A 22,291-nucleotide genomic window follows, 5' to 3' on the forward strand; every position below is an offset into this window, starting at 1 on the left:
AACAAAACTACTTTCCTTGGCGATAACTGATTAAGACCATTTTCACCATTTCACTAAGACCACCTGTAATTTATTGTGTAGCACGCTGCAGGCAGGTGGCCAGTTTTTCAACACCTGTTTTAAGCTTGTATCCGGAATAAGCCGTGAAGCCTAACAAAATGGCCGGTGGCAAATGATGGGTAGTGGAGAAATTTTCTACAAAGGCAGCACTCAATGCCTGTAATTTGATTTCCTGTTTTAGTTTCGTTAGATCGATACCTTCTTTTAACCAACAAAGGAGATGCATGCCGGAAGGTGTATTGTGCACCTCCAGGTAATCACCTAGTTTGGCATGAATGAGTTGAATGAGCAGTTGCTGGCGTTCTGCATAGAGCAACCGCATTTTACGGATATGGCGCAGGAAATGACCTCCTTCCATGAAATGGTATAGCAGATACTGTTCCATAGCGGGGGACTGGCGGTCTGTATTTTCTTTTATTTTTTTGAACCTGCTGACCAGTTCGGCAGAAGGGAGTACCAGGTAAGCCAGTCTCAATCCCGGGAACAATACCTTGCTGAAGGTGCCGGCATAGATTACTCTGCCAGCATTATCGGCTCCCTGCAAACAAGGCAGGGGCGTTCCTTCGTAACGGTATTCGCTGTCGTAATCATCTTCCAGTATCCAGCTGTTATTGGTGGCAGCCCATTCCAGCAACCGCTTTTTCTTTTCCGGTGAGAGGGTATACCCGGTTGGGAATTGATGGGAGGGCGTTACATAGGCCAGTTTAGCGTTAGGATAATGCTCCATGGCATAACTGACATCCAGGCCATCTTCCTGTACCGGAACCGGGCAGGCGGTGATATGGGCATGTTTAAATGCAAGGCGGGCGCCATGATAACCGGGATCTTCCATCCAGGCTTTATCGCCGGGTTGTAATAATGTCTGCACTACCAGGTTGAGTCCTTGTTGTGAGCCCGTCACCACCATTACCTGTGCGGCTTCACAGGTAACGCCCCGGGCCAGTCTGAGGTAGACGGCAATCTCTTTACGGAGTTCCCATAGTCCGAGGGTGTCTTCATATCCCAGATGATAATTTTTCAGGTCCCTTAATACATTGTTGCCGATCTTCTGCCAGGTATGATACGGGAAACGGTCCAGGGAAGGCATGCCTATCTGGAAAGGCTGGGCTATAATGCGGCTGCCTGATTTTTTTTCGGCTGGTGGTGGTGTTGTTTTTAAAGCAGGTGGATTGTTTGCGGAAGACCTGTTCACCTGTAATAACTGCYCTGGTTGTACCTGGGCCACAAAGGTGCCGGAGCCGGTTTTGCCTTCCAGATATCCTTCCATGATAAGATATTCAAAGCACTGGCTCACGATGACACGCGATACGTTCAGTTCCGCAGCGAGGACTCTGCTGGAAGGAATGCGGTTGCCCGGTCGTAGTTGTTTGGACGCAATCAGTTCCTTGATCTGCTGGTATAGTTGCATGTACAGAGGGACAGCGGATTCCCTGGAAATTTGTATGCCTGCCGGCATGATAACGGAAGATGCTTTGGTCATATTTTCTGCTGTGATGAGGTGAATATACAGGAAGAAAATAAAAGCCTTCAAATCGTTAGACTTGAAGGCTCTTTATATGAACATTAATTCAGTAATCGTTAGAACTTAATCAACAGTTTTTCAGAGATCAGCTTAGCATCTTTATAGTATTCAAAATGCCATTCTCCGCCTTTCTTCAGCACTATTCCATGAGATGTTGCGTTATCGGCAATAAAATAATCGGGAGCTGAAGTTTTCAGTAAGGTTAAAACTATTTTTGGTGCGGTATCAATTAACTGATATCCATTGGGGGTTGCCTGGGCGTATAATGTTCCGGCAGCTTCCTTTACTTCTGCTACCACCGGTGTGGCGACAGGAGAAGGTGCAGGAGCAACGGTAGCAGTAGCAGTGACAACACCAGTTGCAGCAGCAGGGGCCACTTGTTGTGGCTTCTCATTGATGGTGCCATTATAAGCATACGGTACATCATTCAGTGACGTAAAGGCATCTCTCAAAGCAAGATTGTAGGAAGTTGCAAATTCTTTCTCCCTGCTTTTACCTTCTTTACTTTTAAAAATGATATTACCCTGGCAGTCCTTGAGTATAACAGTAAGATTAGTTACAAACAGTCCTTTTTTCTGCACTACTTCAGTATTCAAAGCATTACATCTGTTGCCGGCCAGTTCTTTTGGTACTTCCGAATTGTCAAAATAAACGGTAAATCCTTTTTCTTCCAGCAGTGATTTGGCCAGGGTGTTTAACCCATACTGGTTTTCTTCTCTGGAGAAATTGAATTTTTCCGGTACCAGCACGTACTTGTAGTTATTAATCGTGTTCTGGGCAAATCCGGAAAATGACGCAAGTAAAAGCAGTAATAAAGCGTATCCTTTCATATAGTATTTTGTCTTCTGATTAAGACGAATATATACAAAATAATTGTCAAAATCAGCACAAACGTTTGTCTGCCAACTCCTATGAAAAAGCGGGGGATGTAAAACGGGGTTGTACTTTAAATTTTTGTAGGCGCAGCCCCATATTGCTTTTTAAAAGCAAATGAAAAATGGGAGAGGTCTTCAAAACCCAGGTCCAGGTAAATATCGGAAGGGGTTTTGCCTTGTTCCTTAATAAGATAATAGGCTTCCTGTAACCTTCGTTGTTGTAGCCAGCGGCTGGGAGTGGAGTGGAACAGCTTTTCAAAATCCCGTTTGAAGGTGCCGAGGCTTCTGCCGGTCAGGTAAGCAAACCGGTTAAGGTCTACATTAAAATGGAAATTCCTGTTCATAAAAGCCTCCAGGTCTATTTTCCCGGGCTCACTGAAATTGAACAGGATGTTTTTCATTTCGGGGTTTACTTTTAGCAGCAGCAGGATGGCTTCTTTCAGTTTCACGGTAATCAGGGGTGCATCCGCTTCGCCATTCAGCGGCATGTATGGCAACAGGGAATCAAAATAGTTTTTATACAAAGGATCTTGTTTCAGGCAGAAGACCGCGTTGCCGGGGACATGCTTTTCAGACGTATACCCGGCTTCCATACTGAAGTTCCGTAAAAAGGGTTGGTCGAAGTGAACGGATATCGAGCGGAATTCCCCTCCATCCGGCGGTAGTTTATTGAATTTCATCAGCTGGTTCCGCCTGCCGAACCTAAAGTCGCCGGGCTTAAAAATATATTCCTGGCTGCCATCATTCATGATCATTGTGCCTGATTCCTGGTAGCTGAATGCAAACTCAGGTATAAATTGTTCTCCCGCCCTGCTGCTGGTAGTGTAGCAGGAATAGGCGATGGATGATGGCTTTCTATTGAGTGGTGGCATCCTTACATTTATTATTGCGTTGCGTCCGAAAACGTTTACCCGTTTCCGTTTGCGTAAAATCTATGGTATGGCGGCATCCGTGGATGTACTTACCGGCAGCCATTTTTCCATTTCTTCGTTTGTGGCAGTACTGGCTTGTTTTATCCTGTTGATGGCGTCACTTCCCAGTAGCAGGTGTACCGGCGGTTCCGGATGGTTCACCAGGGTGATCATTACCTTTGCGGCCTTGTCAGGGTCGCCCGCCAGGATAAAGTTACTGCTTTTAAACTGCTCTATCCGCATGCCAACGGTGCTTTCATAGCCTTCTATGGTGGGGGCGCAGCTCATGGAACTAAATACTTCGGTACGGAAACCGCCGGGCTCAATACTGGTTACCAGTATGCCCAGTGGCTTCACCTCTTTCGCCAGCGCTTCGCTAAAGCCACTCAAACCGAATTTTGCTGCCTGGTAGATGCTCAGGGCAGGACCACCCACCCGGCCACCTATGGAGCTGATTTGTAAGATCCTGCCGGAACGTTGCCGGCGCATGTAAGGTAATATGGCCCGGGTGATGGCGATGGGCGCATACAAATTTGTTTCCAGCTGGTTGCGCACCTGTTCCCCGCTGTAAGCCTCTGCAGCGCCCAGGATGCCAAAGCCGGCATTATTTACCAACACATCTATCCGGCCAAATTTCTCCATCGTATTTTCAACTGCTGCAATGATCGCTGCGGGGTTGGTGACATCTAACGTTAACGGATAAATGTGATCGGGATACTTTTCAACCAGATCTTTTAATTGCTCTGGATGCCGGGCGGTGGCGGCTACGAAGTCGCCATTGGCTAATACTGCCGTAGTCAGACTTCTTCCCAATCCGCGGGAACTGCCGGTAATAAACCAAACTTTAGCCATTCATTTATAAGTTAGTGTTTATCAAAGGTCGGCTCAATCTGATACGGCCATTTTGTTAAAACGTTCAAATTACTTTGTTGAAACGTGCATGTGTTGAGGGTAGTCCTTATCACGGGGCGAAGACCCCACTGCGGGTAATCAGCAGTGATTTATAAAATTTATGCAAACGATTGCATTTTCAAATAAAATACTTATTTTAGAGAAAGGTCAGGCGTAAATGCCATGAGTAAGACCTGATGATGATATATGTATTGCGCAATAGAAGGATCCTGTGTTACCTGCTATATTCCCCGTTGATGTTACGAATTCCATATGAAAAAAGTGTATGTCAATTTCAATCAAAATCACCTTCTAAATCGATCAAAATGAGTCGGAAAAACTACTCCCTGTTGTGCGGGCTGCAGATGCGCCGCATGATGAAACGAACTATTTTTTGTATGTTATGCCTTACGGCAGCGGTAAGACTTTCTGCTGCTACTATTAATGTATCTTCTTTATCAGCTTTGCAAACAGCGATCAACAACGCGGTGGCGGGTGACATCATCATTCTTGCCAATGGTGTATATACCGCATCCACAGATGTGACGATCAGTAAACAGGGGACTGCAGCGCAACCCATTACCATTGCTGCACAAACCATAGGCGGAGCGGAAATAAAAGGTACTGCCGGTTTTAGTATTCTGAGTCCCGCAAAATATATTATCATCCGGGGATTCAAATTTACGCACAATGCCTCCCAGGCTACTATGGCCACCGGTACCAGTTTTTGCAGGTGGACCTGCAATGTTTTCCAGAATCCCGGCGCAGGAGAAAACCTGTTGATATATGGAAATGATCAGGAGATAGATCATAATACCTTTCAGCATAAAAACGCCTTGGGACGATTTATCGCGGTGCGCGGCAGTGGCAGCCAGATTTCACAACGCCTGCATATCCATCATAACTACTTCCTGGATCAACAGCCGCAAACAGAAAACGGCGCGGAAACATTCCAGTTCGGGTTGAGTGGTTTTAGTCTCTCTTCCTCCAATAGTATTGTTGAGTATAATCTTTTTGAAGATTGTGCGGGTGAGAATGAGTTGCTRTCTGTTAAATCATCCGCTGTTACAATTCGTTATAATACCATCCGGAATTGCCCTGCCCAGTTAACCCTGAGACATGGTAATCACTGCGACGTATATGGTAACTATTTTATTAACACACCGGGCATCCGCATTTTCGGAGATGATCACAACATTTTCAGCAATCATTTTGAAAATTGTAATCCTGCTATCAACATCGGTAATGGTGATGGAGAGGTGGCAAACGGCGATGCGCTGACAGTACATGATCGTCCGGATCGTACACTGATAGCGTATAATACCCTTGTGAATAACACCGGGAACATAGTGCAGAGCGGTCGCACAAATGGACTGGGCGCTACTGCACAAACGGTGGTCAATAATGTGATCCAGGGTGGTGGCCCGGCAGCTTCTATTGCAGGACCTTATACAGGAGGTGTATGGTCAGGGAATTTGCTCTATAATACCAATGGCGCCGGTAGTATGCCCAGTAGTGGATATACTACGGCTAATCCATTGCTGGCAAGAGATAGCACCGGCACTTTCCACCTGCAGGCCGGAAGCCCTGCTATCAATGCAGGCACCGGGTCTTATACGGCGGTTACCACCGACATGGACGGACAGCCACGCAATTCCCCGCTGGATAAAGGGGCCGATGAAGTTTCCACCGCTCCTGTTATTGCCCGTATACTCACACCTGCCATGGTGGGGCCTTTTGCCAGTGACCCCACAGCAGCCTGTCAGCCTGTAATTGCAAGCAGCGATGATGGCAATGTACCGGCGAATGTACTGGACGGAGACCTGAATACCCGCTGGTCTGCCAACGGCAACGGACAATGGATACAATTCTGCTTGAATGATACCATGGTGGTATCAGGTGTACAGATCGCCTTTTTAAGTGGTAATGTACGCACCTCTACATTTGATGTATTGGTAGGTAATGATACTGTTAACTGGACCACCGCAGCAGCTGGCCTGGTGAGCGGCGGCACTTCACTTAACCTGCAAACGTTTTCATTCACACCTAAAAACGGGAGATACGTACGTATAGTGGGTCATGGCAACAGTGTAAATACATGGAACAGCTATACGGAAGTAAGGATACAAACAGGCGGCAGCGCGCTGGCAACAGCGAAGATGAGTGTTACACCGGTGGCAGAAGATCCCTTTGCATTAAACAGTTACCCCAATCCGTTTAATGACCACGCCAGCATCAGCTTCAAACTGAAAAAAGCAGGTATGGTGAGTCTCGATGTATATGACATCAATGGTAAAAGGGTAAAAGCATTAATCACTTCACAACGTTTAGAGGCAGGCGTTTATAATTTCCCGTTTGATGCCGGCAATAAACCAACAGGCACCTATATACTGTCGCTGACTTATAACGGAAAAATGAGTGTAAGAAAAATACAGAAATTGTAATCCATCCACATCATAAAAAAAAATAAAGGCGCGATTAATCGCGCCTTTGTTTTGCTTATCCGTAGCTTACTGTGAGGGAAGAGATGACCATCGTAGTACCGCCACCGGCAACCGGTAACTGCACCGTTTCGCCGTTGAAGGCGACAATACTCTGGCCTGAAGGAGCCGTGAAATTAAAAGCAATAGAAGAAGAAACATTATTCATAGTGCCGAAAGGGCCGTGTACATTTCCTAAACTGGTTTTAAAGGATAGCTGTGCAATGATCTCCCAACCAAACCAGATACCGCTGTAGCCAGATACTTCCGTGATCAGTTCACCGGGAGCCAGGTTGATCGTCTGGTTGTGTCCACCGTTCCCGCCATGTTGCAACAGGCCCAATATGTTTTGTGTACCATTGGTGGTCCAGGTGTTGGTGGCCTGCAATGCATCCAGCACTTCTCCACTGTTGATGCTAAGATTCGTAATAGCTGGGTTACCAGCGTTACTCACAATGGTACCATCGTTAAAGGAAACACCGGGAATGCCGTAAGCCAGCTCGTACAGCAATATCTGTTGTCCCTGCTCAAACTCATAGTTATTTGAATTCAACCGCCACTGGGTGATATTATTATAGATGTATTGCTGGTTTTTGTATTTAAATCCTTTGCTGGCCTGATCATATGCGTTGTTGGCATTCTGGTAATTGGATTCGAACTTAGCGCCGTAGGCCATCAGCAATGGATTGATGCCTATGTCAACAAATGAGCTGACAGACGTGAAGCCGGAATACAGCTGGAGGTTCACGATATCAAAGCAACTGTTCATGGTTGCTACGTCCAGGTTGCCTACTGATGCCGGTGAAAGGCTCAGGTACAGGTAAGAGCCGTTGTTGGCATTGAAGGCCTGCCGGATCGCATTGAAAAGAATACTGAATTGCTGGGCGGTGATGGCGACAGAAAAACTTCCTTCCCAGTCGATATCGATGCCGTTCATCTGATTGGTGACCAGGAAGTTAGTGGCATTGGTCGCAAAGTTCGCGGCTTCCGTCTGCCACTGACTGGAGTCGGATGAAAAAATCTGGGAAAGGGTATTGGTGTTGTAGTTGATCGTAGCCAATAACTTCACATCCGGATTTTGTGCACGGGCATCCTGTATGGTATATTGCAGGTATTGGGCGGTGGTGGAACCATCCGGGTGAACGGTACCCGCATTGCCGATGTCGATCGTGTAATATCCTTGTTCGTTTAGTAATACGGCGAAGAAACAGATCATCACCATATCCGTATTTTTATAAACGTTGTTGTTGACCAGTGACTGGTAACTGCTGTTTAAGGAGGTGTAGCCTGTGCCCTTGGGTTCATCTTCATTCAGGTAAATCCAGGCATTTACACTTTTTGAGGGAATGTTGGGAGTTGTCATAAACTAGGGCTTTGCAGTGATAGTTGTAACAAATATAACGAGTACCGCCATGGCTTATACCCGTGAAAATCCCCGTATACCCCTGATAGTTGATATGGGAACCGGATAAAGTTAAAATGAACGCATATTCTGTTAATTACTGCAAACAGATATCTGCTAAAGAAAGGCATATTTGATACGGTGCCCCGATTTAACCTGGTACTGAAAAAAAATTCCTATGCCTGATGCTTCCCGGCCGTTATCTCATCCCAAAGGTCTTTATATATTGTTTGTCACCGAAATGTGGGAACGGTTCAACTACTACGGAATGCGTGCAGTACTGATCCTGTTTATGACCAAAGCGTTGTTATTCAGTAAAGTGTTTGCCGCCAACCTGTACGGGAGCTATACGGGGCTTATTTACCTCACACCATTACTGGGGGGCTATATCGCCGATCGTTACTGGGGGAACCGGCGTTCCATCATTACCGGTGGTATCGTGATGGCCATAGGGGAGTTGATCCTCTTCGTGAGTGCCTCCTTATTTCATAGTTATTCCTCTGTTTCGCTGTTACTGTTCTTTTGTGGTCTTGGTTTTATGATTTCCGGCAACGGTTTCTTCAAACCCAATATATCTTCCCTGGTAGGGCAGTTATATGTAGATGGAGATAAAAGGAAAGACACCGCCTATACCATTTTTTACATGGGCATTAATACCGGCGGAGCGTTGGGGCCTATCATCTGCGGACTTACCGGTGATACCGGCACCCCGGCAGATTTCAAATGGGCTTTCCTGGCAGGTGGCATCAGCATGATTATCAGCGTGGTGGTACAGGTAGTATTTCATCACCGGTATGTGAAAGATCCCAACGGAAATGTGCTGGGCCTGATCCCGGAAGGCGCACCGGTTAAGCTATTGCAGCCGCTTATTGTTATCACCGGGTTGTTGCTGAGCACCTTTTTGATGATCGGGTTACTCTACCTGGATGCAGAAGTAGTCAATTACCTGTCTTATTTGTTGCTGGCAGCAGTATTGCTGATTGCCGTAATTATTTTCAGAGATAAATCGCTCACGCCGGCAGAAAAACAGCGGATCAAATTAATTTTTATCATTTCCTTTTTTGTGATATTCTTCTGGGCTGCTTTTGAACAGGCAGGTGCTTCACTGACATTTTTTGCAGATGAACAAACCAACCGGCAACTGGGCTGGCAAATACCGGTATGGAGCATTCAGTTGGTATCTGTTTTTTTAGTGTATGGGTTATACCTATTGTTCCGGAAAGCTGGAAGACAGCTTGCATCCGCTGCCGATCATCTGTTGCGTAATACGGTATATGGACTATTATTCCTCTTCCTGGGGGGCATTGTTGGGGTGAATGCATATTTTCTCCTGCAGCATGAAAGTGTGTTGTCGCTGCATGAAATACCCCCCAGTCTGTTTCTTTCCCTGGGCTCCATTTATATCGTTTTGTTTGCACCGTTCTTTGCCTGGCTGTGGCCCCGGCTGGGAAAATATGAGCCTTCCGCACCGGTGAAGATGGCTATAGGCTTGTTATTGTTGTCGTTGGGATATTTATGGATTGCATTTGGGGTGAATGCAGTAGCACCCGGTACCAAAGTAAGTATTATCTGGATTACCGGAATGTATGCGTTGCATTCCTTTGGAGAGCTTTGTTTGTCGCCAATAGGGCTTTCACTTGTCAATAAATTATCACCGCTGAAATTCTCTTCTTTACTGATGGCGGTATGGTTCCTGGCTACTGCGGCGGCTAACAAGTTTGCGGGTGTATTAAGTACCCTGTACCCTGAAGCTGGGAGGACGATTAGTTTTGGAGGGTATATCATCCGCGATGCGTATGACTTCTTCCTGCTTTTTGTAATTATGGTGGGGGCGGCAGGCGTGTTGCTGTTGCTGATTTCAAAACGGCTGTCTGCCATGACGGTTGCCCGTAAGTAAGCAGACAGCGTTTTGAAGAATAATTATGGCTGATTCCCTTTCAGGTCGGTCGGCGTAATTTCGTTGCTGAGCAAGTGGCCAAAGCTTTCCCATCTCTTTTGCTGATCACCATTGGCGCTGGCGGAGATATAGTTTTTGATCAGGTCCTGTCCATAATTGTAGTTGATGACATAGCTACGGTTTTTCTTAATAAACAGTAACCCTTTCGCTGCTGCTTCCTGGTTCAATAACGTATAGTCCAGCAGCCAGTGTACAGCCGTAGAATCGGACATGCTGCCGTTCAGTAAGCCTCTGCCTACTTCATTGCGGGCATAGTTAAGCGCTCCTTTTATTGCCAGCGCATTGAAATAGGTGTCTAAGCCGGTAGTATCCAATCCCGCGAGTGGCAATAAGACGTTTTTGGTAAACGTATTTTTTTCATCTCCGGGGAAAGCGATTTCTATTCCGTAGTTAGCACTGCCTTCCGCAATAAGCGACTGAGGGCTGAATAAAGGATAGAGTGAAATTTCCACCCAGCCTTTATCGTGATAAAGATTTTTTTCCAGCATCATATTGTATACATGATGCCCGGGATATCCTTCATGACAGGCCAGGTCTATTGCTTTTTCGATGAAGATATTCAGGTCCGCGCTGATCTGAATCAGGCTCACATAATTTCCCTTGTACCAGTTGTAGCCCATCCAGGGTTTACCGGCAACATATTCCAGGGTAAAGTTTTCTGTTGATGGTAATGCATAATGTTGTAAGGTGCGTTTGCGGGCTTCTGCAATAGCAGCTTTAAAAACGGTGTCCCGTTTGGCTTTCGGAATGATGAAGCGATTGGCCAGTTGCTGAAAACGGTCCTGTACGGGGCCTTTACCAGGGAGCAGGCTATCCAGCTTCGCCACCAGCGACTGATAATATTTCTCCGGGTAGCTGGGTGCAGTTGCATCAAACAATTCCTTTGATTCCGTATCGAAAGAACCGTATTCGCCGGAAAATATTTTTATGCGCCTGCTGAAAGCCGTGAGTTGTTTCGTGATCCAGTTAGCCCTGATGCGGATAGTGTCGTCTTTGGTTTCACCAGAAAGCTGTTGCAGTGATGCCTTTAATGCATCCACTGCCAGCAGGAAGCTATCTTTCGGGAAGCTGGCCACCAGCTTTGCAACCGGCTTTAAGGAATCCGGGCCATAATAAGCATCTACAAAGTCGGGATCATATTGACCGATATTTAATCCGAGCCGCACATATTTTTCTGCCAGGAGATTTAATTTGTTATTTCCGGTATCTTCATTTTTGCCGGCATTGCAGGCGAGCAAAAATAAAAAGGATACTAACAGTAGTTTGTTGCTCATGTGTAACAGGATATTTATAAAGCGATCAGGTTTTCAATTTCAGTGGCGGTTCTGGCAAAAGGGCGACCCAGGAGGCGGCTGCCATCGGCCGTTATCAGGAAATTATCTTCCAGTCGTACGCCCCCGAAATTAGCATAAGGCGCTAATTTCTCATAGTTGATAAAAGAAGCACATTTACCTACTGCCTGCCAGGACTCTGTCAGCAAAGGATTAAAATAGATACCAGGTTCGATCGTCAATACGAAGCCTTCTTCCAGCTCACGTCCAAGGCGCAAAGATTTTAATCCGAACACCGTACTTTTCTGCAATGCATCTGTATAACCTACATATTGCTCTCCGAGGTTTTCCATGTCATGAATATCCAGTCCCAGCATATGTCCCAAACCGCAGGGGAAGAACAGCGTATGTGCGCCGGCAGCTACCGCTTCTTTGGCATTGCCCTTCATCAGCCCCAGTGCAATCAGTCCTTCCGCCAGTTGTTCGCAGGCCAGCAGGTGTACGTCTTTATAACGTATACCTGGTTTTACAGCATCTGCCGCGGCTTTGTAGGCATGATACACAATGTCGTAAATTTCTCTTTGGGCGGTCGTGAATTTTTTATTGACAGGATGGGTGCGGGTAAGATCTCCGGCATAGCGCATTTCATTTTCCGCACCGCAGTCACATAATACCAACTGTCCGTTTTGCAGGGGCGTCCGGTGTGGATGATTATGGAGGAACTGTCCGTTGGCAGTAAGGATAACGGGAAAGGATATATTACCTCCCGCCGCAATTGCTACGGCTTGTAAACGACCGGCTATCTCCGTTTCGGTAACACCGTCAGCAGCCAGCTCCATCGCTTTCAGTTGCATGTCGATGGTGGTGTTCACAGCGATCTCTATTTGTTCTACCTCTTCTGTAGTTTTAATAGCCCGCTGACGAATGATGGCGTGAATCAGCTTTTGGGATACGCGTTGTGGTATCATGCTGGCGGGTATGCCCAGCCAGGCACTCAGTTTTATGGTGTTGTCGGCTCTGTAGGGTAAAAGAAAATGGACTGTTTGTTTGCTGCTGATAGAGCCGGTCAGGAAATCCGAAAGCCGGGATAAGGGCTGTATCTCGGTGATGCCCGCTCTCGCAGCCTGTGCTGCCAGCGAATCCACTGGACCGGTCCACATGATTTCCTCTATCGTGAGTTCATCTCCAAATAATATCTCCCTGTTATTATCTACATCAATAACAAATGTAAGTCCTTGCCTGTCGATGCCCGCAAAGTATAAAAAGCTGCTGTCTTGCCGGAATGGATAGACATTGTCCTGGTAGTTCATGCCGCTGTCATCATTACCGGGCAGTAAAATAATTCCGCTGCCTATATCTGATTGCAGCCTGTTTCTTCTTTTGGCGTATGTTTCGGGTGAAAACATCTGAGTGTTTTTTTAATGAATGTCCAATAATATAGGGTTAAAAGTAACTAACAAACACTGATTATCAGTCACCGGGTTAAAAAGAGCAGACAGATGGTTAATTATTGCAAAGAAACAAATGGTTGCGTATTACCACTGACGATAATGCGGCTTTTTGTCAGTACAAATTTTTTTCAGGCAAACTGTGATTTTCGGATACCTTCATTCGTATAATAATATCATAAGAGAATTTGACCTGATGGAAAAACAACCGGACAAGGAGGCGTTTTTAAGGTTACTCGCTGATAATAAAGGTATTGTAATGAAGATATGCAATATCTATTGTGATAATAACGCGGATAGGGAAGACCTTGCCCAGGAGATTATATACACCCTTTGGAAAGGGCACGGAACATATAATCCGGCCATGAAATACACTACCTGGATGTACCGGGTGGCATTGAATGTAGCGATATCTTTTAACAGGGCGGCTGTGGCATATAGGAAAAAGCTGATGCTGGCAGAAAAGGAGCCCGGAATATCAGGGAGTGTAGCTGCAGATGCTACGAATGAAGATAACTTTCACCTGTTGCAATTGCATATCGCGGCTTTAGGTGAGTTAGACAAGGCATTGGTGATGCTTCATTTTGAAGGGAATAGTTATAAAGAAATAGCGGAAGTAATCGGTATTACTGAAACGAATGTGGCCTCCAGGCTGAGCAGAATAAAGGAAAGGTTGAAAAGGGACATCACAACATCTAAAAAGAGTAATGATGGAAGATAATGAATTTGAAAATATGTGGGACGCCTATTCCAGGAGGATGGACCAGGCCAACGTGATGAATTTACAAGCCTGGGCCTTACATGTCCGGACGATTGAATATGTACAGACTTTCAGGGCAGAAAACCAATTGAGATCATTGGTTGCCTTTAAAAGCCGGGCTGTCGCCATCGGAGTTATCTGGTCTTTACTATTAGGGTTATTGATTTATGGCAATCACTTTGAAAATATTTTCTTCTCTGGCTCCTTAAGTATCCTGCTTTTGTTTGCAGTGGTGGCGATGATCGTCTATGTAAGGCAGATCATACTGATAAAGCGGATTAATTATGGCGACAGTGTGGTCTTTATCCAGGAAAAGTTGTTGAAGCTTCAAGTATCCACCATTGGCATTGTCCGGCTACTGTGGCTGCAGTTGCCGTTTTATACTACTTTTTTCTGGAGCTGGCATTGGATAGCAAACGATGACTTATTCTGGTTCACCGCCTTTCCTGTGACCCTGATTTTTACCGTTCTGGGTTTCTGGCTTTACCGGCATATAAGTTTGGAAAATGCCAATGAAAAATGGTTTAAAATCCTCCTCGGAAAAAAGGAATGGACTTCCATTGTTGTGGCTAAAGGATACCTGGAGGAGATAGATACATTTAAGGCAGGAGCGTAGAGACTACCGGATGCTAAGCAACGTCAAAAAAAAAATCTTGATTTTTGTCAAGCAGACTATCCCGATCAAATGCAATATTTGTGGAGAAGAACATTCATACGCAGCATTGTTGATGAGCACTGAATAAACACTTGTCAGTGTTTTTGCGTAACATAGTAATTTAAAACAAATCTTATGTTTATCGGACATTTCGGACTAGGGATGGTCACTAAAAAAATAGCCCCGCAACTTTCGCTGGGAACACTTTTCATGGCAGTGCAGTTTTCTGACCTCATTTGGCCTACTTTATTGCTCCTGGGCGTAGAAAAAGTGGCGCTGCATCCCGAACTTGAAGGACAAAGAGCCATTGAGTTTACAAGCTATCCATTTACACATAGCCTGGTGGGCGCTTTCATATTGGCGATCTTATTTGGCGCGGTATATTATGCGATTAAGAAAAATGCAAGGAATGCCGTGATATTAGGAGCTGCCGTGCTCAGTCACTGGTTGCTGGACCTTATTGTACACTTTCATGATCTGCCGTTATCTCCCGGCTCATCGGTGAAAGTTGGGTTTTCGCTCTGGTCTTCCGTAGGAGGCACCTTGTTGGTAGAACTGATATTGTTTATATCCGGCATTGTTTTCTACCTGCGTTCAACAACGCCTTTAAATGCAAAAGCAAGGATTATATTCTGGGTGAATATCGTTTTACTCCTCGCAGTACAGCTTTCTAACTTTTGGGGGCCAGTTCCTTCAAGTGTCACCGCACTTGCCTGGTCTGCCCAGTTTCAGTGGCTATTTGTGATCCTGGGCTATTGGGCAGATAATAATACGGCATCAGTTCCGCAGGAAAGTAAATATCAACAGTTGAGTAGTATTTAATTGTAGCCAGGCACCTGATGTGAGTTTCAGGTGCCTGGTTCATCAATGATATGGAAGCCCGCTACGCGATGATCGCGGCGCTTTTTAAGGAGTTGACGAATGTTTCGCAATGCTGCTTAGTGTCGCCATAGACATGGACATAGCAAGCAGCACGATCGTACCAGGTGCCTGTATGAATGACCATGTCGCCCGATGATAACCATTTATTATAGTCATCACTCGCCGTCAAATGCTGAAAGTAGTCTTTTGTGAGCTTGTCAAATTCTAGTGGGTTCATTAAGTCATAGAATGGAGGATGTTCATATTTGTTTTCCTTGCTTAAAAGATCTTTAAAAGCATAGGTTTCAATAAATTTATCGAAAGAAGAAAAAATAGTATTGACAGAGCCATTGTTGCTGTTGTAGGTACATAGTTGTCCTTGCTCACTTAATACAAACCAGAATTGCGCAGTTTCATGGTCCCCACAAAAGAAATAAGACTGTCCGTTTACCTTTATCAGTTCGATTGTAGTATTTTTTGCAACGTTGCTTTGGGAGAAAAGTCTTGCGTTAAATGTTGATCCCCGGCTTTTTGAAATCGTCAGCTCCAATCCTGAAAACTTCATTTGAAAATCAATGACTGGGTCGAAGGTGGCAATATTTTGTTTTGCCAGGTAATTAATGACCTCATTACTGTCTGCGATAACGTATTCCTTATCACGGTTTAATTTATCAAGATATTTATAAGCCTTATTTGAAAACCTCATGGTGTAATGATTAATTCCGGATTTTTGTATCTTCTCTGAAATTTGCAGGGAATTGTGTGGCTGTACTGCCCTGAAATATCCCTATTAATGTAATAAACTATGGAGAAAAGAACGCTTTCCCGTACCGCATATTTTACAGCTGCCAGCATTATATTCATCTACATATTGGCATTATTATTTAAGGGATATGTTTTTTGGACTTACCAGATCAGCGGAGATGATTCTCTGAATGTTGTGTTTGAGGGGAGTATGCCACCGCATCAGCTATCAGCTTACCTGATGCTGGTCCTTTCATTTGCCATACTATATCCCTTGCTGGTGATTTGTATACACCATTACGCARCATCACCTGTTACGGCTATCGCTGTTTTTTTGGGATTATTCTTTTCCAGTTCAATAGAAATATGTTTGCAAGCCATTTATCTATTCAGAATGACAATAGAATTGCCTTCGGAGATATCGACGATGAATGGTCCACATGTGCGGGAAGATGCTGTTCACGAATTGTATAAATTTTTGAGTATACGTCGGTACTTGAATTTTCCGGTAACATTTTCACTTATTATATCCAGTATTATGCTGGCATTTACTTTCAGCCGGCAATTAAGAATAAATTTCCTCATTAACCTTGCGTTTGGCATAAATGCATGCTATATGGCCATACATCTTTGGTGTCTTTTTTCGAGATTGCATGCGATAGAAGACTATAACAGAACATTATGCCTGCCGGTGGAATTATTCATTTATGGCCTGGTCCTCGTGTGGTTCATACGCATCCCTTTCCTGACCGACTTACCGCCCACTATACAAAAATAGTCTGTCCCTCCTTGAGCAGTGCATAGGCGGTTTCATACCTAAAACTACATTCCTTTAAATCTGTATCGAAAGGTATCACCGTGGGAGCTAATGGATATCCATCGGGGATCTGCCCTTCGGGGAAGTTACTTTTTATCTCCTGTGGCTGTAATCCTTCGGTGTCGTATTTGTCAAAGCTATAACATGCACCCTGGGTGTTACCTTCTACGTTGATCTGGTACATAAAACCATTCAGTAGATGTGTGGTGGTCAGGTTCCCTTTTATCAGCAGTCTGCCGCCTGGTTCTCCAAAGTAGCCAAGCACCGTTCCGGTAATGGTGGCATTTCCTCCTATGACGATGTCCAGCCAGCCGGATAACAGGAGGTTGTTGGCCTGGAGATCACCGGTAACGTAAATGAATTGAGGCAATGCTTCTATAGTCCGGCCGGCATCGAGGTTGCCGTTGATGGTGAGATGACCATTCACGATGATATTCCTGCTGGCTGTTTGGGCGGTTGTTGCCAGTTCAGAATAGTCGATCACCAGATCTCCCTCAATAACGGTATCGCCGGGATACAGGCAGAAATTGCGGAGTGCGGGTTCACGTAAATATTCATTGACATCGTTCAGAAACGGCGGTTCAAATTGTGGTTCAATTGTTTCCCAGGAAACAATATGATAGTCCTTTCCGGATGGTTCCTGTGTTAATGCTAACAGCGCAGCAGCGGCTGTTTTAAGGTGCTCCTGGTGTTGTGTTTCCGTGATAGCTGCGTATCCGTTCTTCAACAATTTCTCGGGGAAGTTGGCAGGCATTTTCTCCTCGTTCTCCCAGGTTTCCACTGTACCGCTCTGTATCCGGAAGCCCTTCATTTGTGCGCTTATCTTTTCTGCTACTATATCTGAAACGGTGACTAATCGTATTTCTTTGGGTGTCTGATGAATGAAATATTGCATCTCTTTTTTCAATAAATGTAAAATATTTTTCGGTAAGAGATGGAAGAGGAGATCAGGGAATGGTGAAATTAAAATATAGGATATAAATAAAAGAGCCGGCAACCATCGCTGCCGGCTCTTTTATTTATCAGGTTATTTTATTTCCAACCACCGCCGAGGTCTCTGTAAACATTGATGACCGCATTCAGTTGTTGTTTTTTGGTTTCTATGAGTTCGAGTTTAGATTCCAGTGCATCCCGTTGTGTCATCAGTACTTCCAGGTAATCGGCCCTGGCAGACTTAAACAGGTCATTGGAAATGTCGATCGACCTGGTGAGTGCATCCACTTGTTTCGACTTTAAATCATAGCTCTTTTCCAGGTTGCTGATGTTGGAAAGTTGATTAGATACTTCGAGGTATGCATGTAAAATGGTACGCTCATAATTATACATGGCCTGTAGCTGTTTGGCATTGGCCTTGTTAAACTCCGCTTTGATTGCATTCCGGTTAATCAATGGTCCGGCAAGCTCCCCGGCCAGTGAGTATAATAATGACTCCGGCGACTTCACCAGGTAAGATGGCTTGAAAGCTTGTAATCCCAGTCCGGCTGAGATGCCGAGGGAAGGATAAAATTCGGCCCGGGCCACTTTTACGTCCAGCTTCGCGGCTGTTAATTCCAGTTCTGCCTGTTTAATATCCGGACGATTGGCCAGCAATTGTGATGGAATACCGGCGCTGATGGTCAAGGGGAGAGAACCGGAGAAGGCATTTTTATCCCGGATAATTTCCTGCGGATAGCGACCCAGCAGGAAATTGATCTTGTTCTCTGCCTCTTTAATATTCTGCAGTATATCAAACTCCAGGCTCTGCGACTTTAATACTTCCGCCTGGAATTTTTGAACTGCCAGCTCAGTTGCCCTGGTGGCTTCTTTCTGCACCTTTACAATTTCAAGTGCATTTTTTTGCAGCTCGATGTTTTGTTTAACGATCTCGAACTGCTTATCGAGCGATAACAATTCATAGTAAGAATTGGCTACCTCTGCGATCAGGTTGGTCAGCACAAAATTTTTGCCTTCTACCGTAGATAAATACCTGGTTACTGCGGCTTTTTTGGCGTTATGCAGCTTCTTCCAGATATCCACTTCCCAGTTAGCATAGGCGCCAATCGTAAAATCCGTCAGCGGATCCGGCATCTCTTTGCCTGGCTCAATTTCCGTAGAGGCATCACCTGCACCCTGGCTGGTATATCTTCCTACCTTTTCAACGCCCGCACCTGCCTTTGCAGTAACTGTAGGAAGTAATGCGCCGTGTTTGAACCGGATTTCACTCTTTGCAATTTCAATTTCCTGTAAGGTGACCAGCAACTCCTGGTTATTTTTCAGTGCGGTATCAATCAGACTTACCAGGTTCTTATCGGTAAAAAAGTTGCGCCACTGCAAGCTGGACGTATTGGTCGTATCAGCATTGTTGTCGTAGGATGCCGGAACAGCCTTGTTTTCAGCCGATGGCATTATTGCCGGCACCTTGCAGCTGGCTATCGCCAGGCAAGCGCTCAGCATACCAATGCCGCTATGTATCCTGAATTTATACATTGTGATCAATTTCTTCTGTTAATGGATTTTCTTCTTCGTCTTTCACAAGTGCATGTCGCTCTGCAATTCTGCCGAATATGTAATACAGTCCGGGAATAATCAGCACGCCGAATACGGTTCCGAAAAGCATACCCCCGGCTGCAGCAGTACCAATGGTTCTGTTACCCAATGCACCCGGACCAGACGCCATCACCAATGGAATCAATCCCGCAATAAATGCGAAGGAAGTCATCAGGATAGGACGGAACCTCACCTTAGAACCTTCCATGGCGGCTTGAAGTACAGTGGCTCCACCCCGGTGTTTCTGCACGGCAAACTCCACAATCAACACCGCATTTTTACCCAGCAAACCGATGAGCATTACCATTGCTACCTGTGCATAAATGTTATTTTCCAACCCCAGTAATTTCAATAGCAGGAACGCACCAAAAATCCCGGGAGGCAGCGACAGTACCACTGCCAGCGGCAGGATAAAGCTTTCATATTGTGCCGCGAGGATCAGGTATACGAAACCAAGACAGATGAGGAATATATAAATGGCCTGGTTGCCCTGCGCCACCTCATCTTTGGAAATACCAGCCCAGTCTATCCCAAACCCTCTGGGTAAGGTTTTCTTCGCTACTTCATCGATGACTTTAATGGCTTCACCACTGCTGTATCCGGGTGCGGCGGCGCCACTTATTTCTGATGCGTTGTACATGTTATGCCGCGTGATCTCTGATAGGCCATACACTTTTTCCATTTTCATGAAAGCAGAGAATGGCACCATTTCATCCCGGTCATTTTTTACATACAACTGCAGGATATCCTCCGGCAATGCGCGGTATTCCGGCGATGCCTGTATGATCACCTTGTATTGACGGTCGAATTTAATAAAGCTGATTTCGTAGTTACTTCCAATGAGGGTAGAAAGTGTGTTCATGGCATTATCAATGCTGACACCTTTTTGTTGGGCAATATCATTGTCCACTCTCAGCATATATTGCGGGAAGCTGGCGCTGTAGAAACTGAATACAGAAGATAGTTCGCGACGTTTGGTGAGTTCTTTTACAAACTCCCTGCTCACGGTTTCCATCTTTTTATAATCACCTGATCCGGCTTTATCCAGCAAGCGCAGCTCGAAACCACCGGCAGCACCATAACCAGGTACGGCAGGCGGCTGGAAAAATTCGATGGTAGCACCTGGAATGTCTTTGGATTTCTCTTCCAGCTCCGTCATGATTTCCTGCACGGAATGCTTGCGATCTTCCCAGCTTTTCAGGTTAATCAAACAGGTACCTGAGTTGGATCCTGTTCCTTCTGTCAGGATTTCATAGCCTGCCAGTGCGGAAACAGATTGCACGCCTTCAATACCTTCCGCTACTTTTTGCAGCTTTTCGGCTATCTGGTTGGTTCTTTCCAGCGATGATCCCGGAGGTGTTTGTATGATGGCATAGAACATTCCCTGGTCTTCATTCGGGATAAAACCGGAAGGAACGTTGCTGTTCAGGATCCAGGTGCCGGCGCAGAAAGCGAGTAAYACCACAATGGTGACTACTCTTCTGTTAACGATGGCGCCCAGTATTTTCTGGTATTTTCCGGATGCACGGTTGAATGAATTATTAAAGCCATCGAGGAACCTGTCTACGGGATTTTTCTTTTTAGGCAGCCCATGTCCATTCTTCAGGATCATGGCGCAAAGCGCTGGTGTAAGGGTCAGCGCCACCACACCCGAAAGAATAATGGCCGTTGCCATAGTAATGGAAAACTGTCTGTAGAAGATCCCTACCGGGCCGGACATAAATGCTACCGGGATAAATACCGCCGCCATCAGGAACGTAATGGCAATGATCGCCCCGCTGATTTCATGCATCGCTTTTTTGGTGGCCTTCAATGGAGAGAGGTGTTCTTCCTCCATTTTAGCATGCACTGCTTCAATCACCACAATGGCATCATCTACCACCACACCAATGGCCAGCACCAACGCAAACAGCGTGATGAGGTTGAGTGTGATACCGAAAAACTGCATGAACATAAATGTTCCGATAAGAGATACCGGTACCGCCATGGCAGGAATCAGGGTAGAGCGCCAGTCGCCCAGGAACAGGAATACCACCAATCCTACAAGGATAAAGGCTTCCACCAGGGTATGGATTACTTTTTCAATAGAAGCATCCAGGAATTTTGATACGTCATAGCTGATCTCATAATCCATTCCTTTAGGGAAAGAGCTGGATTTGATCTCCTTCATTTTTGCTTTGATATCCTTGATTACCTGGCTGGCATTACTTCCATACGATTGCTTTAATACGATGGCGGCGGAAGGTTTGCCATTCAGGTTAGAGTAAATATCATACATCGAGCTTCCGAACTCTACACCCGCCACATCTTTCAGGCGAAGTATTTCTCCATTAGGGCTGGATCTTAAGATCACATTCTCGTATCCTTCCTTGGTGGTGAACCTGCCGGGATATTTCAATACATATTCGAAGGTCTGGGATCTTTTACCAGAGCTTTCGCCGGTTTTACCGGGAGAAGCTTCCAGGCTTTGTTCACCCAGGGCTTTCATCACTTCATCGGCAGAAATCTTATAAGCCAGCATGCGGTCGGGCTTCAGCCAGATTCTCATGGCATATTCCCTGTTACCGAGAATGTCAGCAAACCCAACACCATCTACTCTTTTCAACTCCGGCAATATATTGATGTCGGCGAAGTTGAACAGGAATTTCTGATCCGCCTGTGGGTCATTACTGTAAAGGTTGATGTACATCAGCATGTTTGATTCCTCACGGGTAATCTTAACACCTTCACGTACCACCAGTGGGGGCAGTTTATTCACTACTGATGCCACCCTGTTTTGAACATTCAACGATGCCTGGTTAGGATCGGTTCCCAGGTTAAATACTACCTGTATGGAAGCCTCTCCATCGTTACCCGCATCTGATGCGATATATTTAAGCCCCGGAACGCCGTTGATGGCTCTTTCCAGGGGAATGATCACAGATTTGATCATTAGTTCACCGTTTGCTCCGGGATATTCCGCTGTCACATTTACCTTTGGTGGAGATATAGAAGGGAATTGTGTTACCGGTAACTGGGTAATGGCCAGCACCCCCAGGAACACGATAATGAGCGATATCACTATGGATAGAACCGGTCGCTGTATAAATTTATTAAACATTGCGCTACGCT

Annotated in this window: 17 protein-coding genes; 6 read left to right on the top strand and 11 right to left on the bottom strand. The window is 45.5% G+C overall.

Annotated elements, in window-relative coordinates; genetic code table 11:
- Positions 1-70: 70 nt before the first annotated feature.
- The 4 genes from pdxR to AC1DP6_RS13075 form a co-directional block, all read right to left on the bottom strand.
- Positions 71-1,591: a MocR-like pyridoxine biosynthesis transcription factor PdxR gene (gene pdxR, locus AC1DP6_RS13060; RefSeq protein ID WP_477055224.1), complete on the bottom strand. Its 1,521-nt coding sequence runs from the start codon at positions 1,589-1,591 to the stop codon at positions 71-73.
- Between the two features lie 47 nt (positions 1,592-1,638).
- The gene (locus tag AC1DP6_RS13065) at positions 1,639-2,412 is read right to left on the bottom strand and encodes a hypothetical protein (protein WP_477055225.1); all 774 of its coding nucleotides are present in this window, start codon (positions 2,410-2,412) and stop codon (positions 1,639-1,641) included.
- 116 nt (positions 2,413-2,528) lie between these two features.
- On the bottom strand, positions 2,529-3,329 hold the full coding sequence (locus AC1DP6_RS13070; protein WP_477055226.1) for a helix-turn-helix domain-containing protein: 801 nt from the start codon (positions 3,327-3,329) through the stop codon (positions 2,529-2,531).
- Between the two features lie 60 nt (positions 3,330-3,389).
- Positions 3,390-4,220, bottom strand: a complete 831-nt coding sequence (locus tag AC1DP6_RS13075) for an SDR family NAD(P)-dependent oxidoreductase (RefSeq protein WP_477055227.1) — start codon at positions 4,218-4,220, stop codon at positions 3,390-3,392.
- Positions 4,221-4,585: 365 nt separating this feature from the next.
- Between AC1DP6_RS13075 and AC1DP6_RS13080 the strand changes: the two genes are divergently transcribed.
- Positions 4,586-6,703, top strand: coding sequence for a chondroitinase-B domain-containing protein (locus tag AC1DP6_RS13080; protein ID WP_477055228.1), 2,118 nt, complete (start codon positions 4,586-4,588; stop codon positions 6,701-6,703).
- Positions 6,704-6,758: 55 nt separating this feature from the next.
- Here the strand turns inward: AC1DP6_RS13080 and AC1DP6_RS13085 are convergent, their stop codons facing one another.
- Positions 6,759-8,102, bottom strand: a complete 1,344-nt coding sequence (locus AC1DP6_RS13085; RefSeq protein WP_477055229.1) for a jacalin-like lectin — start codon at positions 8,100-8,102, stop codon at positions 6,759-6,761.
- 217 nt (positions 8,103-8,319) lie between these two features.
- On the opposite strand from AC1DP6_RS13085, the gene AC1DP6_RS13090 reads away from it, so the two are divergent.
- Positions 8,320-10,038, top strand: coding sequence for a peptide MFS transporter (locus tag AC1DP6_RS13090; RefSeq protein ID WP_477055230.1), 1,719 nt, complete (start codon positions 8,320-8,322; stop codon positions 10,036-10,038).
- Between the two features lie 23 nt (positions 10,039-10,061).
- Here AC1DP6_RS13090 and AC1DP6_RS13095 read toward each other — a convergent pair whose 3' ends face one another.
- Together AC1DP6_RS13095 and AC1DP6_RS13100 are read right to left on the bottom strand one after the other, a co-directional pair.
- Complete coding sequence (locus AC1DP6_RS13095) at positions 10,062-11,372, bottom strand: hypothetical protein (protein ID WP_477055231.1); 1,311 nt, start codon at positions 11,370-11,372, stop codon at positions 10,062-10,064.
- A gap of 14 nt (positions 11,373-11,386) precedes the next feature.
- Positions 11,387-12,775, bottom strand: coding sequence for an aminopeptidase P family protein (locus tag AC1DP6_RS13100; RefSeq protein WP_477055232.1), 1,389 nt, complete (start codon positions 12,773-12,775; stop codon positions 11,387-11,389).
- 238 nt (positions 12,776-13,013) lie between these two features.
- On the opposite strand from AC1DP6_RS13100, the gene AC1DP6_RS13105 reads away from it, so the two are divergent.
- The 3 genes from AC1DP6_RS13105 (at position 13,014) to AC1DP6_RS13115 (ending at position 15,054) form a co-directional block, all read left to right on the top strand.
- Complete coding sequence (locus tag AC1DP6_RS13105; protein WP_477055233.1) at positions 13,014-13,538, top strand: RNA polymerase sigma factor; 525 nt, start codon at positions 13,014-13,016, stop codon at positions 13,536-13,538.
- Positions 13,525-14,193, top strand: coding sequence for a hypothetical protein (locus AC1DP6_RS13110; RefSeq protein ID WP_477055234.1), 669 nt, complete (start codon positions 13,525-13,527; stop codon positions 14,191-14,193). The genes AC1DP6_RS13105 and AC1DP6_RS13110 overlap by 14 nt, the downstream gene beginning before the upstream one ends.
- Before the next feature lie 174 nt (positions 14,194-14,367).
- Positions 14,368-15,054, top strand: a complete 687-nt coding sequence (locus AC1DP6_RS13115; protein WP_477055235.1) for a hypothetical protein — start codon at positions 14,368-14,370, stop codon at positions 15,052-15,054.
- A gap of 61 nt (positions 15,055-15,115) precedes the next feature.
- Here the strand turns inward: AC1DP6_RS13115 and AC1DP6_RS13120 are convergent, their stop codons facing one another.
- Positions 15,116-15,799, bottom strand: a complete 684-nt coding sequence (locus AC1DP6_RS13120) for a hypothetical protein (protein ID WP_477055236.1) — start codon at positions 15,797-15,799, stop codon at positions 15,116-15,118.
- Positions 15,800-15,898: 99 nt separating this feature from the next.
- Between AC1DP6_RS13120 and AC1DP6_RS13125 the strand changes: the two genes are divergently transcribed.
- Positions 15,899-16,615, top strand: coding sequence for a hypothetical protein (locus AC1DP6_RS13125; protein WP_477055237.1), 717 nt, complete (start codon positions 15,899-15,901; stop codon positions 16,613-16,615).
- On the opposite strand, the gene AC1DP6_RS13130 is transcribed toward AC1DP6_RS13125, so the two are convergent.
- From AC1DP6_RS13130 to AC1DP6_RS13140, 3 genes are all read right to left on the bottom strand, one after another.
- Positions 16,602-17,549: a hypothetical protein gene (locus AC1DP6_RS13130; RefSeq protein WP_477055238.1), complete on the bottom strand. Its 948-nt coding sequence runs from the start codon at positions 17,547-17,549 to the stop codon at positions 16,602-16,604. The two genes, AC1DP6_RS13125 and AC1DP6_RS13130, sit on opposite strands and share 14 nt — an antisense overlap.
- Positions 17,550-17,686: 137 nt before the next feature.
- A complete protein-coding gene (locus AC1DP6_RS13135; RefSeq protein ID WP_477055239.1) occupies positions 17,687-19,120 on the bottom strand; it encodes a TolC family protein in 1,434 nt (477 codons plus the stop codon).
- Positions 19,113-22,280 carry an efflux RND transporter permease subunit gene (locus tag AC1DP6_RS13140; protein WP_477055240.1) on the bottom strand — a complete coding sequence of 1,056 codons (3,168 nt, stop codon included), beginning with the start codon at positions 22,278-22,280 and terminating at the stop codon, positions 19,113-19,115. Before AC1DP6_RS13140 ends, AC1DP6_RS13135 begins: the two co-directional genes overlap by 8 nt.
- Between the last annotated feature and the right edge of the window lie 11 nt (positions 22,281-22,291).

It is taken from the genome of Chitinophaga sp. 01L420 (assembly GCF_056399985.1).